Origin of the sequence: Burkholderia sp. AU44665 (assembly GCF_030504405.1) — a bacterium.
Taxonomy (GTDB): domain Bacteria; phylum Pseudomonadota; class Gammaproteobacteria; order Burkholderiales; family Burkholderiaceae; genus Burkholderia; species Burkholderia semiarida.
In genome coordinates, this window is sequence record NZ_JAUJRI010000019.1 from 23,712 (window position 1) to 43,565 (window position 19,854).

At 70.0% G+C, this 19,854-nt stretch carries 17 protein-coding genes; 10 read left to right on the plus strand and 7 right to left on the minus strand.

What is annotated here, in order from left to right:
- Positions 1–74: 74 nt before the first annotated feature.
- The gene (locus QZM15_RS27070) at positions 75–359 is read right to left on the minus strand and encodes a phosphopantetheine-binding protein (RefSeq protein WP_081066508.1); all 285 of its coding nucleotides are present in this window, start codon (positions 357–359) and stop codon (positions 75–77) included.
- A gap of 546 nt (positions 360–905) precedes the next feature.
- On the opposite strand from QZM15_RS27070, the gene QZM15_RS27075 reads away from it, so the two are divergent.
- The 10 genes from QZM15_RS27075 (at position 906) to QZM15_RS27120 (ending at position 11,298) form a co-directional block, all read left to right on the plus strand.
- Positions 906–1,559, plus strand: coding sequence for a hypothetical protein (locus tag QZM15_RS27075; RefSeq protein ID WP_302107592.1), 654 nt, complete (start codon positions 906–908; stop codon positions 1,557–1,559).
- 59 nt (positions 1,560–1,618) lie between these two features.
- On the plus strand, positions 1,619–3,406 hold the full coding sequence (locus QZM15_RS27080; RefSeq protein WP_302107593.1) for an acyl-CoA synthetase family protein: 1,788 nt from the start codon (positions 1,619–1,621) through the stop codon (positions 3,404–3,406).
- Positions 3,403–4,380, plus strand: a complete 978-nt coding sequence (locus QZM15_RS27085; protein ID WP_302107594.1) for an acyl-CoA synthetase — start codon at positions 3,403–3,405, stop codon at positions 4,378–4,380. The genes QZM15_RS27080 and QZM15_RS27085 overlap by 4 nt, the downstream gene beginning before the upstream one ends.
- On the plus strand, positions 4,377–5,021 hold the full coding sequence (locus QZM15_RS27090) for an outer membrane lipoprotein carrier protein LolA (protein ID WP_302107595.1): 645 nt from the start codon (positions 4,377–4,379) through the stop codon (positions 5,019–5,021). The genes QZM15_RS27085 and QZM15_RS27090 overlap by 4 nt, the downstream gene beginning before the upstream one ends.
- Positions 5,021–7,489, plus strand: coding sequence for an MMPL family transporter (locus QZM15_RS27095; protein ID WP_302107596.1), 2,469 nt, complete (start codon positions 5,021–5,023; stop codon positions 7,487–7,489). Before QZM15_RS27090 ends, QZM15_RS27095 begins: the two co-directional genes overlap by 1 nt.
- Positions 7,486–8,370 (plus strand): polysaccharide deacetylase family protein, encoded by an 885-nt coding sequence (locus QZM15_RS27100; RefSeq protein ID WP_302107597.1) that lies wholly within the window; start codon positions 7,486–7,488, stop codon positions 8,368–8,370. Before QZM15_RS27095 ends, QZM15_RS27100 begins: the two co-directional genes overlap by 4 nt.
- 63 nt (positions 8,371–8,433) lie before the next feature.
- Positions 8,434–9,645, plus strand: coding sequence for a beta-ketoacyl-[acyl-carrier-protein] synthase family protein (locus tag QZM15_RS27105; protein ID WP_302107598.1), 1,212 nt, complete (start codon positions 8,434–8,436; stop codon positions 9,643–9,645).
- Between the two features lie 8 nt (positions 9,646–9,653).
- Positions 9,654–10,472 carry a beta-ketoacyl synthase chain length factor gene (locus QZM15_RS27110; RefSeq protein WP_302107599.1) on the plus strand — a complete coding sequence of 273 codons (819 nt, stop codon included), beginning with the start codon at positions 9,654–9,656 and terminating at the stop codon, positions 10,470–10,472.
- Entirely contained in the window at positions 10,469–10,972 is a 504-nt protein-coding gene (locus QZM15_RS27115) for a hotdog family protein (protein ID WP_302107600.1), read from the plus strand. Before QZM15_RS27110 ends, QZM15_RS27115 begins: the two co-directional genes overlap by 4 nt.
- The gene (locus QZM15_RS27120; RefSeq protein ID WP_059580721.1) at positions 10,969–11,298 is read left to right on the plus strand and encodes a hypothetical protein; all 330 of its coding nucleotides are present in this window, start codon (positions 10,969–10,971) and stop codon (positions 11,296–11,298) included. The genes QZM15_RS27115 and QZM15_RS27120 overlap by 4 nt, the downstream gene beginning before the upstream one ends.
- A 58-nt stretch (positions 11,299–11,356) precedes the next feature.
- Here QZM15_RS27120 and QZM15_RS27125 read toward each other — a convergent pair whose 3' ends face one another.
- The 6 genes from QZM15_RS27125 to QZM15_RS27150 all read right to left on the minus strand — a co-directional run bounded on the left by QZM15_RS27125 (position 11,357) and on the right by QZM15_RS27150 (position 19,802).
- On the minus strand, positions 11,357–11,590 hold the full coding sequence (locus QZM15_RS27125) for a hypothetical protein (protein ID WP_060966647.1): 234 nt from the start codon (positions 11,588–11,590) through the stop codon (positions 11,357–11,359).
- Positions 11,591–11,698: 108 nt separating this feature from the next.
- Complete coding sequence (gene phbB / locus QZM15_RS27130; RefSeq protein ID WP_059580714.1) at positions 11,699–12,442, minus strand: acetoacetyl-CoA reductase; 744 nt, start codon at positions 12,440–12,442, stop codon at positions 11,699–11,701.
- A gap of 218 nt (positions 12,443–12,660) precedes the next feature.
- On the minus strand, positions 12,661–13,842 hold the full coding sequence (locus tag QZM15_RS27135; RefSeq protein ID WP_302107601.1) for an acetyl-CoA C-acetyltransferase: 1,182 nt from the start codon (positions 13,840–13,842) through the stop codon (positions 12,661–12,663).
- Positions 13,843–14,149: 307 nt separating this feature from the next.
- Complete coding sequence (gene phaP / locus QZM15_RS27140) at positions 14,150–14,734, minus strand: TIGR01841 family phasin (RefSeq protein ID WP_059575684.1); 585 nt, start codon at positions 14,732–14,734, stop codon at positions 14,150–14,152.
- A gap of 499 nt (positions 14,735–15,233) precedes the next feature.
- Positions 15,234–15,998 carry a ParA family protein gene (locus QZM15_RS27145; protein ID WP_124862531.1) on the minus strand — a complete coding sequence of 255 codons (765 nt, stop codon included), beginning with the start codon at positions 15,996–15,998 and terminating at the stop codon, positions 15,234–15,236.
- A gap of 351 nt (positions 15,999–16,349) precedes the next feature.
- Complete coding sequence (locus tag QZM15_RS27150; protein WP_302107602.1) at positions 16,350–19,802, minus strand: GLUG motif-containing protein; 3,453 nt, start codon at positions 19,800–19,802, stop codon at positions 16,350–16,352.
- Positions 19,803–19,854 lie beyond the last annotated feature (52 nt).

The following is a 19,854-nucleotide window of genomic DNA, read 5'->3' on the forward strand; positions in this document are numbered from 1 at the left end:
TCGTCCGCCGAGCGCCGCCGCGTGCCGTCTTCATCGTTGCGCCGCGCGCTGCGCTACGCCGCTGCGCGACACCGTCACTTCGTGCGATGCGCGGCGACGTACGCCGCCAGCGCGCCGAGCGTCGCAAAGATCTTTTGGTTGTCCGGATTGTCCGAGCGCAGCTCGAAGCCGTATTGCTTCGAAATCAGCAGCGCGATTTCCAGAATGTCGATGGAGTCGAGCCCGAAACCTTCGCCATACAGCGGCGTGTCGGCCGTCACTGTATCGAGCGAGACGTCTTCGAGATTCAGTTCGCCGATGATCAGCGTGGCGAGCTCTTGTTCCAGTGCGTTCATCATGCGTGCGTGCAGGCGGCCCATGGCAGCGGGAGGCGCCCGGAAACGGCAACCGTCGTGCACGCCCGGCGCGTGCGAATCTCCGTCCCTCCGGCCTCTGCCGGCTTCCCCGCCTGCGTCGTTTGGGGATCGTTTGTAAAAGTTACGCGGATTCTAGACGAAGGGTATCGGGCCGTATACCGCGAATGGTTACAAGACTGGCGAGCCGCCGCCGTGGCCCGTTTCGGCCACGAATACACGAGACGCTTGAGCCGCTTTGGATGGAAATGCACCGACCCCGCGAAACCGTTCGTCCCGCGCCATACAATCGGTTACAAAAGCCGGTCGCGGCCGCCCCGAACGGGCGCTGCCGCGGCCCTAAAATGAGCGTGCCCGACCACCGGCCCGAACCCGCGTCCGGGCCGCCATTCATATGATGTTTGACGGCCCGACCGCGCGTCCGCCGACGATCCACCCGATGTCTCCAGTCATGCCGCGTCCGCTCTTGTGCCCCGTTCCGGTTCGCCCGCCCGTCCGCCGCCGCCATCCGGCCGCCGGCCGGTGCACACGCGGCGCGCCCGGAGGCCGCCGATGAGCCGCCTGCTGCCCGTCGTGCGCGGCATTGCGGCGGCCGGCGCCGTGGCCGCCTACCAGGTGGGCGCACACTACGCGAGCGCGACACCCGGCGCGCACGGCTTCGGCCTCGCAATGGCGCTCGTGCCGCCGCTGCTGCTCGCGCTGGGCGCGGCGCTGCGCTCGCCGCGGCGCGCATGGCTCGTGCCGGCATGGCTGCTGGCCGCCGCCGCGCTGTGGGTCGCGCGCGCGCCGCTCGCGCAGCACTTCGAATGGGGTCTGTATCTGGAACAGGCGAGCTTCAACGTGGCGATGGCGCTGCTGTTCGGCCGCACGCTCGTGGCCGGCCAGGTGCCGCTGTGCACGCGCTTCGCGGCGATGATCCACGGCACCGTCACGCCGGCCGTCGCGCGCTACACGCGGCGGATCACGCTCGCGTGGACGCTGTTCTTCGTCGCGACCGCCGCCGTGTCGACGCTGCTGTTCGCGACCGCGCCGATCGTCACGTGGTCGACGTTCGCGAACTACCTGTCGCTGCCGCTCGTCGCCGTGATGTTCGCCGCCGAGCATGCATGCCGGCGTTTCGCGCTGCCGCACGAGCCACGGCCGCGGATGATCGACGCGGTGCGCGCGTATCGCGCGTCGACCCACGCGTCGCAGGCCTCGCGATGAATTCATGACCGGCGCGGCTTCACGGCCGCGCCGGCCTTCGTTCCCGTCTTGACCGATTTATGCCGACTCACCCGCTGGTATTCCATGCCTCGCCCGACCAGACGATCGCCTGGCGCGACGGCTCGCCCGTCACCGTGCGCGCCTTCGTCGCCGACGTCGCGCGCGTGGCCGCCGCGCTGCCCGCCGGCGGCCACGTGTTCAACGTGTGCCGCGACCGCTATCGCTTCGCGGTCAGCCTGTGCGCGGCGCTCGTCGCCGGCAGGATCAGCCTGCTGCCGTCGACGCATACGCCGGAAATGGTCCGCCAGCTCGCGTCGTTCGCGCCCGACGCGTTCTGCCTGCACGATGCGCCCGACTGCGCGATCGACCTGCCGCGCTTCGCGTATCCCGACGCCGCGCCCGGCGAATGCACGAGCGACGCGCCGTTCGCCGTGCCGCAGATCGACGCGGCGCGGATCATGGCCTACGTGTTCACGTCCGGCTCGACCGGCGCGCCGGTGCCGCACCGCAAAACCTGGGGCTTCCTGGTCGGCTGCGTGCGCGCGGCGGCCGAGCGCCTAGGGCTGCTCGACGGCCGCGCGGCCACGCTGATCGGCACGGTGCCCGCGCAGCACATGTACGGCTTCGAGTCGACGGTGCTGCTCGCGCTGATCGGCGGCCTCGCGTTCAGCAACCGCCAGCCGTTCTACCCGGGCGACATTCGCGACGAGCTCGACGCGATCCCGCAGCCGCGCGTGCTCGTCACGTCGCCGATCCACCTGCGTGCGCTGCTGTCGGCCGGCCATGCGCTGCCGCGCGCGGCGCTGGTGCTGTCGGCCACCGCGCCGCTGTCGGAAAAGCTCGCGTGCGAAGCCGAGGCCGCGCTCGACGCGCCGCTCGTCGAGATCTACGGCAGCACCGAGACCGGCCAGATCGCGACCCGTCGCACGTCGCAAGGCGCGGCGTGGGACCCGTTCCCGGGCATCCGGCTCGACGCGCGCGACGCACGCGACGATCCGGCCGGCGGCGACAGCGGGCCGACGGTCTGGGTATCGGGCGGGCACGTCGAGACGCCCGTGCCGATGGGCGACGCGCTCGAGCTGCTCGGCGACGGCCGGTTCCTGCTGCACGGCCGCAAGGCCGACCTCGTCAACATCGCCGGCAAGCGCACGTCGCTCGCATATCTAAATCATCAGCTCAACGCGATCCCCCGAGTGGTCGACGGCGTGTTCTTCATGCCCGACGAAGCCGCGCCCGCGCGGGGTGACACGGCGCTCGAACCGGTCACGCGGCTCGTCGCGCTGGTCGTCGCGCCGACGCTCGCGGCCGCCGATCTGCAACGCGCGCTGCGCGAGCGAATCGACCCCGCGTTCATGCCGCGCCCGCTCGTGTTCGTCGATGCGCTGCCGCGCAACGAAACGGGCAAGCTGCCGCGCGACGTGCTGGCCGCACTCGTCGCGCGTCATGCGCGCGCCGCCACCGCGGCGGCCACGACGGTCGTTCCGCCGGCCGAGGGCGACCCGGCCGGCACGCCGTCGCCCTCGCCCTCGCCCTCGCTCGCGTTCACGATCGCCGCCGACCATCCCGCGCTGCCCGGCCACTTTCCCGGCCATCCGGTCGTGCCGGGCGTCGTGCTGCTCGATCACGCGATCCATGCGATCGGCGCGGCGCTGAACCGTCCGCTGCACGCGTGGCGGCTCGGCGCCGCGAAATTCCTGAGCCCGGTCGCACCCGGCGAACCGCTCGATCTCGCGTACGACGCCGCGGCCGGCGGCGCGATCCGCTTCACGGTGCGCGCCGGTTCGCGCGAGGTCGCGACCGGCGTGCTGTCCGCGCCACCGGCCGCGCGGGATGGCGCGCAGCCATGAAGCGCACCGCGTGGGCCGAGCGTCAGGAGCGCAGCAACGCGGGCTTGCTGCGCGCGATGACGTGGATCTCGCTGCGCTTCGGCCGACAGCGCGCGCGCATCGTGCTGCACCTGATCGCGACGTATTTCGTGCTGTTCTCGCCGGCCGCGTGCGCGGCGTCGCGCGACTACCTGCGCCGCGTGCTCGACCGCCCCGTGCGCTGGCGCGACGTGTACCGGCACGTGTTCACGTTCGCGGCGACGATCCACGATCGCGTGTACCTGATGAACGGGCGCTTCGACCTGTTCGACATCCGGCTGCACGGCGAAACGCTCGTCGACGCTGCGCTCGCGGGCGGACGCGGCGCGTTCCTGATGGGCGCGCACCTCGGCAGCTTCGAGGTCGTGCGCGCGATCGGCCGCACGCGCCCGGACCTGCGCGTGGTCGTCACGATGTACGAGCAGAACGCGCGCAAGATCAACGCGACGCTCGCGGCGGTGAACCCGGCCGCGCAGCCGGAAGTGATTCCGCTCGGGCAGGTCGACTCGATGCTGAAGGTGCGCGAGCGCCTCGACGCAAATTGCATGGTCGGCATGCTCGCCGACCGCACGCTGCTCGACGACGCGGCCGCGTCGCTGCGGCGCCTGCCGCTGCTCGGCGCGCCGGCCGCGTTCCCGGTCGGCCCGCTTTACATGGCCGCGATGCTGAAGCGCCCGGTGATCTTCATGACGGGCCTGTATCGCGACGGCAACCGCTACGACGTGCACTTCGAGACCCTTGCCGATTTCTCCGACGTGCGGCGCGATACGCGCGCGGCGGCGGTCGACGCGGCGCTCGCGCGCTTCGTCGCGCTGCTCGACAGGTACTGCCGCGCGGCGCCGTACAACTGGTTCAACTATTTCGATTTCTGGCAAGGCGGCGACGCCGCGCCCGCGCGCCGCGAGCCGGTGCACGCCGGCGCCGACCTGCCCGCCACGAGGGATTCCGACGCATGATCGCCGCTCGCCGCTGCCTGTTCCCGTTCTCGTTGCCCATGGCCGCGCGCATCGCCCGCGTGCTCGCCGCCAGCGCCGCCGCAACCGCGCTGGCCGTGCCTGCGCACGCGGCCGATGCCGGTTCGGCCTGGACCCTCGACCGGCTGATGTCGACGCTCGCGCAGCACAAGTCGGGCCGCGCGACCTTCACCGAGACGAAGCACCTGTCGATCGCCACGCAGCCGGTCGAATCGTCGGGTGAACTGGTGTTCGTCGCACCCGATCATCTGGAAAAGCACACGCTGAGCCCGAAGCCCGAGCACCTCGTCGTCGACGGCGACATGCTCACCGTCGAGCGCAACGACCGCAAGTACACGCTCGCACTCGCGCGCTATCCGGAACTCGGCGCGTTCATCGACAGCATCCGCGCGACGCTTGCCGGCAACCGCTTCGCGCTCGAACGGGTGTACAAGGTCGCGCTGTCCGGGCGCGGCGACGGCTGGACGATGACGCTCACGCCGCTCGACGCGCGGATGCTGAAGGTCGTCAGCACGATCACGCTCGACGGCACGCGCGACACGTTGCGCAGCGTCACGATCCGGCAGGCCGACGGCGACCGTTCGGTGATGCGCCTGCAACCCGCCGCGGCGAACGCGAACTGATGGACGATCGCATGCGCCCCTCCCCCGTCGCCCCCCGCGTGCCCGCATGGCGGCAGCGCGCGGTGCTCGTGTGGCTGCTCGCGCTCGTCGCGTGCGGCGTCGCGATCGGGCGCGCGCACTTCACGGCCGACCTGTCCGCGTTCCTGCCGAACGCGCCGAGCGCCGGGCAGCGCGTGCTCGTCGACCAGTTGCGCGACGGCATCGTGTCGCGCCTGATCCTCGTCGCGATCGACGGCGGCGATGCGGCCACGCGCGCCGCGCTGTCGCGGCGCGTCGCCGGCACGCTGCGCGCCGATCCGCGGTTCGCGGCCGTTCACAACGGCGAAGCCGCGAACGACGCGCGCGACCGGCAGTTCATCTTCGATCACCGCTATCTGCTGAGCCCGGCCGTCACGCCGCAGCGCTTCAGCGCCGACGGCCTGCACCAGGCGCTCGGCGACAGCCTCGACCTGCTGAGTTCGTCGGCCGGCCTCGTCGCGAAGGCGATGCTGCCGCGCGATCCGACCGGCGAAGTCGCCGCGCTCGTCGACGGCCTCGACGGCGCGGCCGAGCCCGCGAGCCGCGACGGTGTGTGGGCGGCGCGCGACGGCACGCGCGCGGTGCTGGTCGTGCAGACGGCCGCCGCCGGCTCCGATACCGATGCGCAGGCCCGCGCGATCGACGCCGTGCGCCGCGCGTTTGCGGCCGCGACGCGGGCCGTGCCGAATGCAAACGCGGCGACGCTCGCGATGACGGGCCCCGGCGTGTTCTCGGTCGACACGCGCGACACGATCCGGCACGACGTCGAACGATTGTCGACGGCGAGCGTCGTGCTGATCGTCGCGCTGCTGCTCACGCTCTACCGTTCGCCGCGCACGCTCGCGCTCGGCTTGCTGCCGGTGCTGACGGGCGTCGCGGCCGGAATCGCGGCGGTCAGCGTCGCGTTCGGCACGGTCCACGGGCTGACGCTCGGGTTCGGCACGACGCTGATCGGCGAAGCCGTCGACTATTCGATCTACCTGTTCGTGCAATCGGCACCGGTCGGCACGCGCGGCGCCGCGCGCCCGGCCGACGCGACGCGCGCGTGGGTCGCCGCGTACTGGCCGACGATCCGGCTCGGCGTGCTGACGTCGGTGTGCGGGTTCGCGTCGATGCTGTTCTCCGGATTCCCGGGCCTCGTGCAACTCGGGCTCTATTCGATCGTCGGGCTGACGGCCGCCGCGCTCGTCACGCGCTTCGTGCTGCCGCACCTGCGCGGCGAGCATGTCGCGATTCGCGACGTATCGCGCGTCGGCGCCATGCTCGCGCGCGCGGCCGACGCCGCGCCGCGGCTGCGCTGGCCGCTCGCGGTACTCGTGGTTGCCGCGTGCGCGGCGCTCGCGCTGCATCGCGACGGCCTGTGGAGCCGCGAGCTCGCCGCGCTCAGCTCCGTGCCGGCACAGGCGCAGGCGCTCGACGCACGGCTGCGCGCCGACGTCGGCGCGCCCGACGTGCGCTACCTCGTCGTGATTGCCGCGCCGACCGAACAGGCCGCACTCGAACGCGCGGAAAAGGTGGCCGCGCAATTGCAGCCGCTCGTCGACCGCGGCACGCTCGGCGGTTTCGACAACCCCGCACGCTACCTGCCGAGCGACGCCGCGCAGCGCGCGCGCCAGGCGAGCCTGCCGGATGCGAACGTACTCGCCGAACGGATGCGCGTTGCCGTCGCGAGCCAGCCGATCTCGGTGAACCCCGACCTGTTCGCGCCGTTCGTCGCCGACGTCGACGCCGCGCGTCGCGCGCCGCTGCTGACGCGCGCGGACCTGCGCGGCACGTCGATGGCGCTCGCCGTCGACGCGCTGCTGACCGAACGCGACGGCCGCTGGAGCGCGATGCTGCCGCTGCGTGCGCCGGACGCCGCGCGCACCGCGCAGCCGGCGCCGAGCGTCGACACCGCGCGGATTCGCGCCGCCGTCGCGCGCGCGGGCGTGCCCGATGCGCTGTTCGTCGACATGAAGGCCGAAGCCGATCGGCTGTACGTGAGCTACGTGCACGAAGACATCCGGCTGTCGCTCGCGGGATTCGCCGCGATCGCCGTGCTGTTGCTGATCGCGCTGCGCTCGCCCCGGCTCGCCGCACGCGCGCTCGCCCCGCTCGTCGCGGCCGTGCTGGTCGTGACGGCCGGTTTCGCGCTCGCCGGCGTGCAACTGACCATCCTGCACCTCGTCGGGATGCTGCTGATCGTCGCGGTCGGCTCGAACTACGCGCTATTCTTCTGCCGGCGCGGCGACGCGCAGCCCGTCACGCCGTACACGCTGGTGTCGCTGCTGATCGCGAACCTCGCGACGGTCGCCGGCTTCGGGCTGCTCGCGCTGTCGCGCGTGCCGCTGCTCGAAACCTTCGGGCTGACCGTCGGCCCCGGCGCGATGCTCGCGCTCGCGTTCGCGGCGATTCTCGCGCCGCGCGCCGCGACGGCGGTCGGCAATCACGAGCAAGGAGGCCGCGCATGAACGTGCCGCCTTTCATCCCCCCGCGCGATACCAGCGACGCACGCCGCTGGAAGCCGACGCCGCTGATCGCGGGCGCCGCAGCGCTGCACGCGGGCGCGGCCGCCGCCGTGATCGCGCAACCGGCCGCGTGGCCGTGGGCCGTCGGCGGCGTGGCCGCGTCGCATCTCGCTCTGACCGCGGCCGGCCTGTGGCCGCGCAGCACGCTGCTCGGCCCGAACTGGACGCGCCTGCCGGCCGGCGCGGGCCGCTGCATCGCGCTGACGATCGACGACGGCCCCGACCCGGACGTCACGCCGCGCGTGCTCGACCTGCTCGACCGTTACGACGCGCGCGCGACGTTCTTCTGCATCGGCGATCTCGCACGCCGTCATCCGCGGTGGATCTCGGCGATCGTCGCGCGCGGCCATGCGGTGGAGAACCACAGCCAGCGGCACCGCCATACGTTCTCGCTATCGGGGCCGGCGGCGCTGCGGCGCGAAATCGCCGCCGCGCAGCAGACGCTGACCGACATCGCCGGCACGCGCCCGCTGTTCTTTCGCGCGCCGGCCGGCCTGCGCAATCCGTTTCTCGAACCCGTGCTGTGCGAATTCGGCCTGCAACTCGCGAGCTGGACGCGGCGCGGCTTCGACACGCGTGCGCGCGACGCCGCGACCGTCACGCGCCGCCTGCTGCACGGGCTCGATGCGCGCGACATCCTGCTCGTGCACGACGGTCACGCGGCGCGCGATGCGCGCGGCGAACCGGTCGTGCTCGACGTGCTGCCGGCGGTGCTGCGCGCAGCCGCCAACGCGCAACTGCACTGGACCACCTTGCGCGCGGCGCTCGCGCCCGAACCGCCCGGCCAGCCGGGCGTTCCGGCACCCCCGTTTGATAAGATCTGACCTCGAACGGCGCGCGTGCCGGCCCTGCTGCAGCGCCCGTTCCGGCCACCGGATGCGACTCTCGTGAACCCTCTCCTGCTCTCGCACTTCACCGCCACCAGCTGCATCGGCCGCGGCCTCGACGCGACCCTCGATGCACTGCGCCACGCCCGCGGCGGGCTCGTGCCGTGCAACTTCGAGCGTGCGGATCTCGACACGTGGATCGGCGCGGTGGACGGCGTCGATGCGCGGCCCGTACGCGCCGATCTCGCCGACTTCGAGTGCCGCAACAACCGCCTCGCGCAACTCGGCCTGACGCAGGACGGCTTCGATGCGCGCGTCGCGGCGGCGGTCGCGCGCTACGGCGCCGCACGCGTGGGCGTGTTCGTCGGCACGAGCACGGCCGGCATCCTCGAAACCGAACGCGCGTACCGGCGCCGTGCCCCGACGAGCGGCGCGCTGCCGGCCGACTTCCGCTATGCGCACACGCACAACCCGTATTCGCCGGCCGCGTTCGTGCGCGCGTATTTCGCGCTGCGCGGGCCGGCGATGGCGATCTCGTCCGCGTGCTCGTCGGGCGCGAAGGTGTTCGGCTCCGCGCGCCGCATGATCGAGGCCGGGCTGATCGACGCGGCCGTCGTCGGCGGCGTCGATTCGCTGTGCCTGACCACGCTGTACGGCTTCAATTCGCTGGAACTGCTGTCGCGCCAGCCGTGCCGGCCGTTCGACGTCGCGCGCGACGGCATCTCGATCGGCGAGGCCGCCGCGTTCGCGCTCGTCGAACGCGCCCCGGCCGCGCCTGCCGCGCTCGACGGCGACGCGATCCTGCTGCTCGGCATCGGCGAATCGAGCGACGCGCACCATATGTCGTCGCCGCATCCGGAAGGGCTCGGCGCGCGCGCCGCGATCGAACAGGCGCTCGCGTCCGCCGGCCTCGGCGCGCACGATATCGATTACGTGAACCTGCACGGCACCGCGACGCCAAGCAACGACGCAGCGGAAAGCCGCGCGGTCCGCGCGTTGTTCGCGCGCACGCCGTGCAGCTCGACGAAGGGCGCGACCGGCCACACGCTCGGCGCGGCCGGCGCGCTGGAAGCAATCGTCGCCGCGCTCGCGCTGCGCGAGCAATTCGTGCCGGCCGGCGTCAACACGACGCAGCCCGACCCGGCGCTCGTCGCCGATTACGTGCTCGCGAGCCGCGACACGCGCGTGCGCGCCGTCCTCTCCAATTCGTTCGGCTTCGGCGGCACGAACTGCAGCCTGATCCTCGGCCGCGCCGATCACGACCGCCGTTGAGGCCCGCCATGACGCTCACCGCCTTCATCGAAAGCATCGGCCTCGTCGGCCCGGGATTGAACGGCTGGCCGCACGCGGCCGACGTGCTCGCGGGCCGCGCGCCCTACGTGCCTGCCCGCACCGAGCTGCCGCCGCCCGCCGGCCTGCCGTCGGCCGAGCGGCGTCGCACGGGCCCCGTCGTGCGCGCCGCGCTCGCGGTCGGCCACGAAGCGGTGGCCGCGAGCGGCCGCGACGCCGCGACGCTCGCGACCGTGTTCAGTGCATCCGGCGGCGACGGCCAGAACTGCCACGCGATCTGCGAAACGCTGGCCGGCGACGATCGCCAGTTGTCGCCGACCCGCTTCCACAACTCGGTGCACAACGCGCCGGCCGGCTACTGGAGCATCGCGACCCGCGCGATGGCGACGTCGAACGTGCTGTGCGCGCACGACGGCAGCTTTGCCGCCGGCCTGCTCGAAAGCCTGTGCCAGATCGTCGTCGATCGCGTGCCGAGCCTGCTGATCGCGTACGACACCGACTATCCGGAACCGCTGCGCGCGGTGCGGCCGATCGGCGACGCGTTCGGCGCCGCGCTCGTGTTGGCGCCGGAAGCCAGCGAGCGAGCGCTCGCCCGTATCGACGTCCAACTCACCGACGCACCCGCGACGGCGCTCGCACACGCCGGGCTCGACGCACTGCGCAACGGCAATCCGGCCGCGCGCGTGCTGCCGTTGCTCGAGGCGCTCGCCACGCAACGTACGACGCGCGTCGTGCTCGACTATCTGGACGACACGCGCCTTCAGGTCGACGTCGCGATGCCCGGGACCTTGGCGGAGCGCGCGCGATGAACGCAACCGCCGCACCGGCCCCGCCGCTCGACCACGCGTGGATTGCCGCGCACATTCCGCACGCCGGCGCGATGTGCGTGCTCGATTCGGTCGATGCGTGGGATGCCGAACGCATTCGCTGCACCGCGACGAGCCACCGCGATCCGCACAACCCACTGCGTGCGCACGGGCGGCTCGCGTCGGTCTGCGGCATCGAATACGCGGCGCAGGCGATGGCCGTGCACGGCGCGCTGCTCGGTGCGCACGATGCACGCCCGCGCGCCGGCTATCTCGCGAGCGTGCGCAACGTCGACGCGTTCGTCGACCGGCTCGACATCTTCGCGCAGCCGCTCACCGTGGACGCGCAACGCGTGAGCGGCGACGGCCGCTCGGTGCTATACGGCTTCGCGCTGCGCTGCGGCGAGCGCGTGCTGCTGTCCGGCCGCGCTGCGGTGATGCTCGACGCATCGGCCGCCGGCGCGTTTCAACCGGCGCCTGCCGGCAACCCGAAACCTCGATGACGAGGCCCACCTCAAGGAACCCGGTCGTGAAAGTTCGTCAGTTCATTGGCGCCGCGCTCGTTCTGGCGCTGCTCAGCCCGCTCGCCCACGCGGACCTGTCGGAAGTGAAGCAGGACATCAAGCGCGATTCGAAGGAAGCCGCGCACAAGACCGGCGAAGCGGCGCGCAGCTTCGGCCACGCGACCGCGAGCGCCGCGAAGGCGGTCGGGCACGGCGTCGCCCATGCGTCGCGCGAAGGCTGGGAAGCCACCAAGCGCACGACGAAGCGGATCTTCCACAAGAACGACTCGGGCGAATCGGCCGGGAAGGGCGAAAGGAACGACTGATCCCGCGCCCACGCGTCGCGGACGGCATGCGCGCGGGACGTGACCGCCGATCGGCCGCTCATCGATCACCGATCGCAACGCGTCGGCGCGACGGCCAACGTGCGCGGCGCAGCGGCCTGGCCGGCCTGCGCGCGAAGCACTTGCCGTACGCTGCGAGCCCGCAATCGCGATGATCGAAATTCCGCAACAGCCGCGCGCGGCGCCGCTCGAGCCGGTAGAGCGAAATCGCCATCGTCAGCGCGACGGCCAGTGCCGTGCCGCCGATCACGAGTCCCATCCAGGTGTCGCCCATGCGTCCTCCGGAATGCGAGGCCGAAGCGGCGCGCCTGCCGTCGCTCCGGCACGGGATGGTGCGCAACGCTGCCCGCACGCGCGCGAATGCCGTGCGGGCCGCCGCGCGTCAGTGCATGTGCTGACCGCCGTTGATCGCGATGTTGGAGCCCGTCACGAAGCCGGCCTCCTCCGAGCACAGGTACGCCACCAGCGCCGCGACTTCCTCGGGCTTGCCGAGCCGGCCCACCGGAATCTGCGGGAGGATCTTCGCGTCGAGGATGTCCTGCGGGATCGCGGTGACCATCTTCGTCGCGAGGTAGCCCGGCGACACCGTGTTCACCGTCACGCCCTTGCGCGCGACCTCGAGCGCGAGCGATTTCGTGAAGCCGTGCATGCCGGCCTTCGCGGCCGCGTAGTTGGTCTGGCCGACCGAACCCTTCGAGCCGTTCACCGACGAGATGTTGACGATGCGGCCCCAGCCGCGCTCGACCATGCCGTCGCAGACCGGCTTCGTCATGTTGAACACGGAGTCGAGGTTCGTGCGGATCACCGCATCCCAGTTGACCTTGTCGAGCTTGCGCAGCGTCATGTCGCGCGTGATGCCCGCGTTGTTCACGAGAATGTCGACCGGGCCGACGTCCCGCACGATCGTCTCGATGCATTCCCGGCACGAGTCGTGATCGGCCACGTCCACCGGGTACGCAAGGAACGTGCGACCGGCCGCATGCATCTCGGTCAGCCAGCGGTCCGCGCCGGCGTTGTTCGGCGAATACGTGACGACGACCCGGTGGCCCGCGTCGTTCAACCGGATGCTGACCGCTTCGCCGAGACCGCCCATCCCACCTGTCACAACTGCGATTCGCTTGGTCATACTATGAATTACCGACAAAAAAGTAATCGATGAAAGACGGGGCGACGGCCTCGCACCTGCTGCCGCCCCACCGCTTCGATGCACGGCCGCCCCGCGTCGCGGCGCGGCACGCATCGGTACCTCGCGCTTATTGTCGATTTCCCGTCTTGCGCGACACCCGCGCAGCTCGCCCGCGGCGCTGGCGCGCGCCGCAAGCGAACCGTGCCGTCAATCACTGCTCACACACGCTCGACCGCGAGCGCGACGCCCATCCCGCCGCCGATGCACAGCGACGCCAGCCCGCGCTTCGCATCGCGCTTGGCCATCTCGTGCAGCAGCGTCACCAGGATCCGGCAGCCCGACGCGCCGATCGGGTGGCCGATCGCGATCGCCCCGCCGTTCACGTTCACCTTCGATGTGTCCCAGCCCATCTGCTTGTGCACCGCCAGCGCCTGCGCCGCGAACGCCTCGTTGATCTCCATCAGGTCCAGGTCGCCCGGCGTCCACCCCGCGCGCTCCAGGCACCGGCGCGAGGCCGGCACCGGACCCATGCCCATCACGCTCGGATCCACGCCCGCGTTCGCGTACGCCTTGATCCGCGCCAGCGGCGTCAGGCCCAGCGCCGCCGCCTTCTGCGCCGACATCACCAGCACCGCCGCCGCGCCGTCGTTCAGCCCCGACGCGTTCGCCGCCGTCACCGAGCCGTCCTTCGCGAACGCCGGCTTCAGCCCGGCCAGCGATTCCGCCGTCACGCCGTGACGCACGAATTCGTCGGTCGCGAACTGCAGCGGCTCGCCCTTGCGTTGCGGGATCGACACCGGCACGATCTCGTCGTCGAAGCGCCCGGCCTTCTGCGCGGCTTCCGCCTTGTTCTGCGACAGCGCCGCGAACGCGTCCTGCTCCTCGCGCGTGATCCCGTATTCCTTCGCGACGTTCTCCGCCGTGATGCCCATGTGGTACTGGTTGTACACGTCCCACAGGCCGTCGACGATCATCGTGTCGACCAGCTTCGCGTCGCCCATCCGGAAGCCGTCGCGCGAGCCCGGCAGCACGTGCGGCGCCGCGCTCATGTTCTCCTGGCCGCCCGCGATCACGATGTCCGCGTCGCCCGCGACGATCGCGTTCGCCGCCAGCATCACGGCCTTCAGGCCCGAGCCGCACACCTTGTTGATCGTCATGCCCGGCACGGCGCTCGGCAGCCCCGCCTTGATCAGCGACTGCCGCGCCGGGTTCTGCCCGGAGCCGGCCGTCAGCACCTGGCCCATGATCACTTCGCTGACCTGCTCGGGCTTCACGCCCGCACGCTCCAGCACCGCGCGGATCACCGTCGCGCCCAGTTCCGGCGCGACCACCTTCGCCAGCGAGCCGCCGAATTTGCCGACCGCGGTCCGCGCGGCCGATACGATCACTACGTCCGTCATGTTCAGTTCCTGCATCGAAATCAGTGTGTGGTTCTGACGCCCGCACGAGGTGCTGTACACGGCGATGACGCGTGTCGGGCCATCCGGCGCGATCGCGGCCACACGCCGCCGTACGCCATAGGGCGGGCGGCATCCGTTCGCACCGTGACACGGGCAACCGTGCACGGGCGTCTTGCGGCGAACCGAAGCTCGCCAGCCCCGCGTGGCACACGCGGCGCCGGCGCCAATCAATCGTGTCGCGCCTGCGCGCGACACGCATTCATGCGCATTCATGCGCGTTCGGGCCCGTTCGTGCCCGTTCGCGCCGTCACGCAGCCGATTCGCGCGCAGCCGCTGCGTCCTTGCGTGCGGCGGCCGCCGTCTGCTTCGCGCCGCGCGTGGCCGTTTCGCTGACCACATCGAAGCCGCTCTTCGCCGCTTCGATCGCCTGTCCCGTCGCTTCACGCACGGAGTCGGCCGCGGCGCTCGCCGCGGACAGCGCCGAATTCAGCGCGGCCACCACCGGCGCCGAGCCGGCCGGCGCATGCTTCGACAGCTCGCCGAGCACGTCCTTCAGGCGCTTGTCGTTCTGCTCGTACTGCGCCTGGGCGACCTTGGCCCATTCGGACTGCGTCGACACCGCGATCTCGAACAGATGCCGGCCGTACGACGCGACCTTGCCGGCCGCTTCCTGCGGCGCGGCGACCTGCTGCGCGAAGCCCGCGGCCGGGTTGCTGCCGGTGAACGCGTTCTTCAGCTTGTCCTCGTAGTCCTCGAGCGCCGTCCGGGCCGCTTGCAGGTTGAGTTCGACGACAGCCTCGAAACCGTGGATCGCCGGACGGGCGATTGCAAACCACGCGGCGATACCGGACTGATAATCGGCGGTGAGTTTTTCGGGGGCAAATACGGACATCGGGCACGCTCCTGTTGGCTATGCGAGAGACGACGTAAAGAAAAATGGAAGCTCGGGTAAACAACCGCTTCCTTATTGAAACCCGTCACCTGTTTGGGAACGGGCGGTAGAAGAAAGTCATTCTAGATCGATTAATTGTCAATTAAATGGCATTAATGATAGGTGTAAACCCTTATTACCCTTTGAACCGTCCGCCGAAGCTGCGGGCACGCCGAAATCTCAGACAAGACAGTGCCCCTCACCGGCCGGCGACGCATTTTTACCTTTTGCAGCATAGCGCATCATGACGTGGCGCAATATTTGCCAATTCATTATTCCGCTTATTAGAAAACCGGGCACCGGTGAAAATGGAGCAACCATTTATGTCTTATTTTTTGTGGATTTCTTGTGAAATCGTTTTCTTGATTATTAATGACGAAATCAATAATCGGACGAATTGCCGGTCGCGACAAAAAAAGGCCGCTCGAAGCGGCCTCGGTCGATGCGGTCACGCCCAAAATCAGCCGGCCAGTTCGCGATGCAGCGCGCGGAACTCCTGCGCGAGCTTGTGCGTCGGCTCGAGATGGATCACCGGCCTCGACTGCTGATGCGACTCGCGGATCTTCACCGATGCGGACAGCCGCGACGCGAGCACCGGCAGCCCTTCGTCGACGAGCTCGTCGACCAGCCGTTGCGGCAGGCTCGCGCGCGGCTGGAACTGGTTGATGACAATCCCTTCCACCTCGAGCGCCGCGTTGTGGTCCTGCTGGATTTCCTTCACGTTCTCGAGCAGCGTGTACAGCGCGCGGCGCGAGAAATCGTCGCAGTCAAACGGGATCAGGCAGCGCTCGGCCGCGATCAGCGCCGAGCGCGTATAGAAATTCAGCGCGGGCGGCGTGTCGATGTATACGGCGTCGTACATGTCGAGCTCGTTCAGCGCGTCGCGCAGCTTGTAGATCTTGTAGCGCGATTCGAGCTTGCCGTGCAGCGTGTCGAGATCCGGATGCGCGGGCATCACGTCGAGCCCGTCGAACGGGGTCGCGTGGATGAACGACGCGACGTCGATCGGACGGAAGTTGAAGGTCAGCGCGGTTTCGAAGAAGCCGGCGACGCCCGGTTGCGCATCGGCCGCGGCGTCGCCGAGCAGGTAGCGCGTCGAGTTCGCCTGCGCATCGAGATCGATGACGAGCGTGCGCAACCCTTCGCTCGCGCTGATCGCCGCCAGGTTGCAGACGATCGTCGATTTGCCCACGCCGCCCTTCTGGTTGAACACGACACGCCGCATAGTCCCCTCTCGATCGAAGCCAACGGAAGACACCAGCATACCCGAGACAGGTTGGCTGCCGTATCGCGACGTGCATCGGGATCGTGCGGCGAATCGCCAAGCCCCCTGCGTGCATCGACGTGCGCCCGCCGCGGACGCATCCGCCGCCGCCCGCATTCGAGAGTTGCGCCACCCACACAGACGGCCGGGCACGCGGCCCCGCTGCGCCGGCCCGCTTGGGTCGCGCTGATCAACGACGAAGGCGGGGCACCGGATCACTCCGATGCCCCGCCTTCAGTGACTACGACAAGCGACGGTCAGCTTCGCGGGTGGCCGGCGAAAAGCCCGCCCCCCGCATCGAGACCGGTGCGCTTACCGGGACGCGATGACGCGACGGCCAGCACCGATCTGTTGCACCGCGGCTGCCGCGCCGGTTGCCACGCTCGACTCGATATGTCCGTAGTTCAAGCCCGCCAGACCACCGTAAGCCTGGTCATACCCGGACACATAGTTGATGCGGCTGCTCGTCGTCGAGTCCTTCACCGTGGCCACGTTATAGCCGACGAGACCACCGAGGCGCGCGCCCCTACCGCCGCTCACCGTACCCGACGATTCCGAGCTCGACACGAGGTGGCCGTTAGTGCCGACCAGACCGCCGACGCTCGCATAATCGCCGCCCGTCACGTCGCCTGTCGCCTTGCTATTCGCAACGCTGCCCGCCACATTGCCCATTCCGACCAGACCGCCTACGGCGCTACTCGTGCCGGCAGTCACCGCGCCGGACGCTTCCGAGTTCGACACTCGACCGTCGTTGTGGCCGACCAGGCCGCCGGCGTACGCGGAGTTGCCGCCCTCCACCATGCCGCTCGCCTTGCCATTCGAAATGTCTCCGTTCGCGTTCTTGCCGACCAGACCGCCGACGCTCGCGGAAGCGCCCGCTACGACCTTGCCTGACGCCTTGCTATTTGCGATGGTGCCGCCGTTGATGCCGACGAGGCCGCCCGCGAGGCTGAAAGCGCCGCCCGTCACCTGGCCGTAAGCCTCCGAACCGGAAATCGTGCCCTTGTCGTTATTGCCGACCAGACCACCGACATGGCTGGCTCCGCCGCTGGTGACGTCGCCGCGGGCGATCCCCACCGTGATTTGCCCCTTGTTTTGACCCACGAGGCCACCGATAAGGGCAGCCGACTTGTCGGTCACGTTGCCCGTTGCCGTCCCGTTCGTGAGGACGCTTTCGTTCACGCCGACGAGACCGCCGATCGCGGCCGAGCCGACGCCCGAGACATTGCCCGTCGCCGTTCCATTGGCGACCGTGCCGAGAAGATGCCGGCCGATGAGGCCGCCGATCGTGGAACCGGACGCGGTGCCGTTGACCGCGCCGCTCGCCGACACATTCGCGAGCGAACCGCGGTTCACGCCGATGAGACCACCGATCGCGGAATTACCGGCGCCTCGAACGGTGCCGCTCGCCGACGAGTTCGCGATGCTCGTGCCGACGTCGTTGTCGCCCACCAGGCCACCGATGCTGCTGTTACGGCCGCTGACGGCAACGTTGACGCTCGACGACGAATTCTGGATCGCACCCGTGCCGACGTCACCGTTCACGCTGTTCACGCCGACCAGACCGCCCACCTTCGCATTGGTCTGCGCCAGCGTGATGCTTCCCGTGCTGCTCGAATTCGAGATCACGCCGCCGCGGTTGATGCCGGCCAGACCGCCCACGCCGCCGTAGAACCAGCTCTGATCCGCGATCCCGCCCGAAATGGTCGTATTGGCCGAGCTGTTGCTGATCGTGCCGAGCTTGTCCGGACGGCCCAGGATCGTGTAGTTTTCGCCGACGAGCCCGCCCATCGACAACGTGGCCCAGCTGCCTGCAATGCGCCCGGTGACCGACGACCGATCGATGTCGCCGCCCAGGTTCGTGCCGACGAGACCGCCCAGCACCTGCATGCGCGACGTCCCGCCGTTCACGACCACGTTCGTCGCCTTCACGTTGGAGATGACGCCGGTGTCCGTATTCACGCCCGCGAGGCTGCCGATCATCGCCGGCCCGTTGCCCGTGTACGATCGCGCGCCCGTCACGTTCACCGACGCGAGCTTCAGGTTGCCGATGTAGCCGGCGTTCACCGAGAACAGGCCGATGAACGGGCCGGTGCCGTACACCGATACGTTGCTGATCGTGTTGCCCAGGCCGTCGAACTTGCCGAAGAACGTGCGGTCGTTGCCGATGCTCCGGAACTGGCGGCCACCGCCGTCGATTGCGCTGCCGAGCACGTAGCGGCCCGACAGGTCGTTGTCGATCGAACGCAGTTGATCGACGCTGTTGATCACGCGATACGCGTCGCCGTTCGAACGGTACGACGCATTCGCACCCGACAGCGTGACGACGCCGTCGCCGTTCACCGCGAGACCGCTACCCGGATTCAGTTCCAGCTTCGCGTTGCGGCCATCGAGCGTCAGCTTGTCGTTCACGCGGATCTGCTTCGCCGCGTTCACCGTGACGCCCGCGTCGTCGCCCGTCGCCGTCACCGGCCCGTGCAGTTCCACGTCGCCTTGACGCGACGTCAGCGTCAGCCCGTTGTCGCTGCTCCAGGTAACCGGCGCGTCCACCTTCAGCGTGCCGGTCGTGCGAGCGAGTTCGACGTTGGTCGTGCCGAGATTGCGCGCCAGCGTATCCGCGCCGATCGCGGCATCCGAACCGCCCGAACCGCCGACCTGCTGGCCGCCGATCACGAGCGCGCGCGACGCGGCGCTCCGACCCACGCCGGCATTCGCCGACTCGATCGTCCACTTGCCCGCCACACCATCGTGCCCGCGCGTGTCGACCGTCGTCGTGTCCGCCACGCGCACCGCGGCACCCTTCGTCACCACGGCGCCGTGACCTTCCGCGCCCGCCAGCGTGCTCGCGTCCAGCGTCCCGGCCACGTGCACCGCGCCGTCGCCACCGTCCAGCGTGATCCGGCCCGCGACGTTGTTCAGCCCCTTCGCCTCGATCGTCCCGCTGTTGTTCACCACCGTGCCCAGCAGGCTGTTCGCCGACCGTGCCGACATCAGCACCTGGCCGCCGTCGGCCTTCAGCAGGCCGCCGTTGCTCACCAGCGCGTCCACCGCCGCGCCGTTCACCTCGAGGCTCAGCAGCTTGCTGCCGTCGAAGTTCACCTTCACGTCATTGCCCGCGCCCAGCGCGACCGTGCCCATCTGCGCCCGGATCACGCCGTTGTTCGTCACCTGCGCGCCCAGCAGCGCGACACCGCCGCCGTCCGCCGCGGTGATCGTGCCGTGGTTCACCACCTGGCCTGCCGACTTACCGTTGAAGCGGAAGTTGCCGTTCAGGAAATCCTTGTCCGAGATGTCGCGCGTCGACGCCACGAGGCCACCGACGTTCACTTGCGCGCCGGATCCGAACAGCACCCCGTTCGGGTTCACCAGGAACACCTTGCCGTTCGCATCGATGCGGCCTTCGATGTTGCTGCCGTTCGCACCGACCACCCGGTTCAGCGCCAGCGACTGGTTCGTCGGCTGATTGAACGACACGCGCTCGCCGCCGGCGACGCTGAAGTCCTGCCAGTTCGTGATCAGCTTGTCCGTATGCTGGTTGATCGACATCGTCTTGTTGTCGGCCGACGTCGCGAAGTCCCCCTTGCCCGACACGATCTCGGCGCCCGTGGGCAGCGCATATGCGCTCGACGCCGCGAAGCCTAGCAGCGACACGGCCGCCGCGATTACCCGGCGGCCGCCCGCCTTGCCGCGCCGACGCGCGTTCTCGCCCGCCACGCTCCAGCATCCGTTCGCTTGATTCCAGACCAATGCATAAGCCTTGTTCATCTTTGGTTTCCTTGTTGTATTGACTGCCAAACCCTGCGTCATGCAGGCGCTC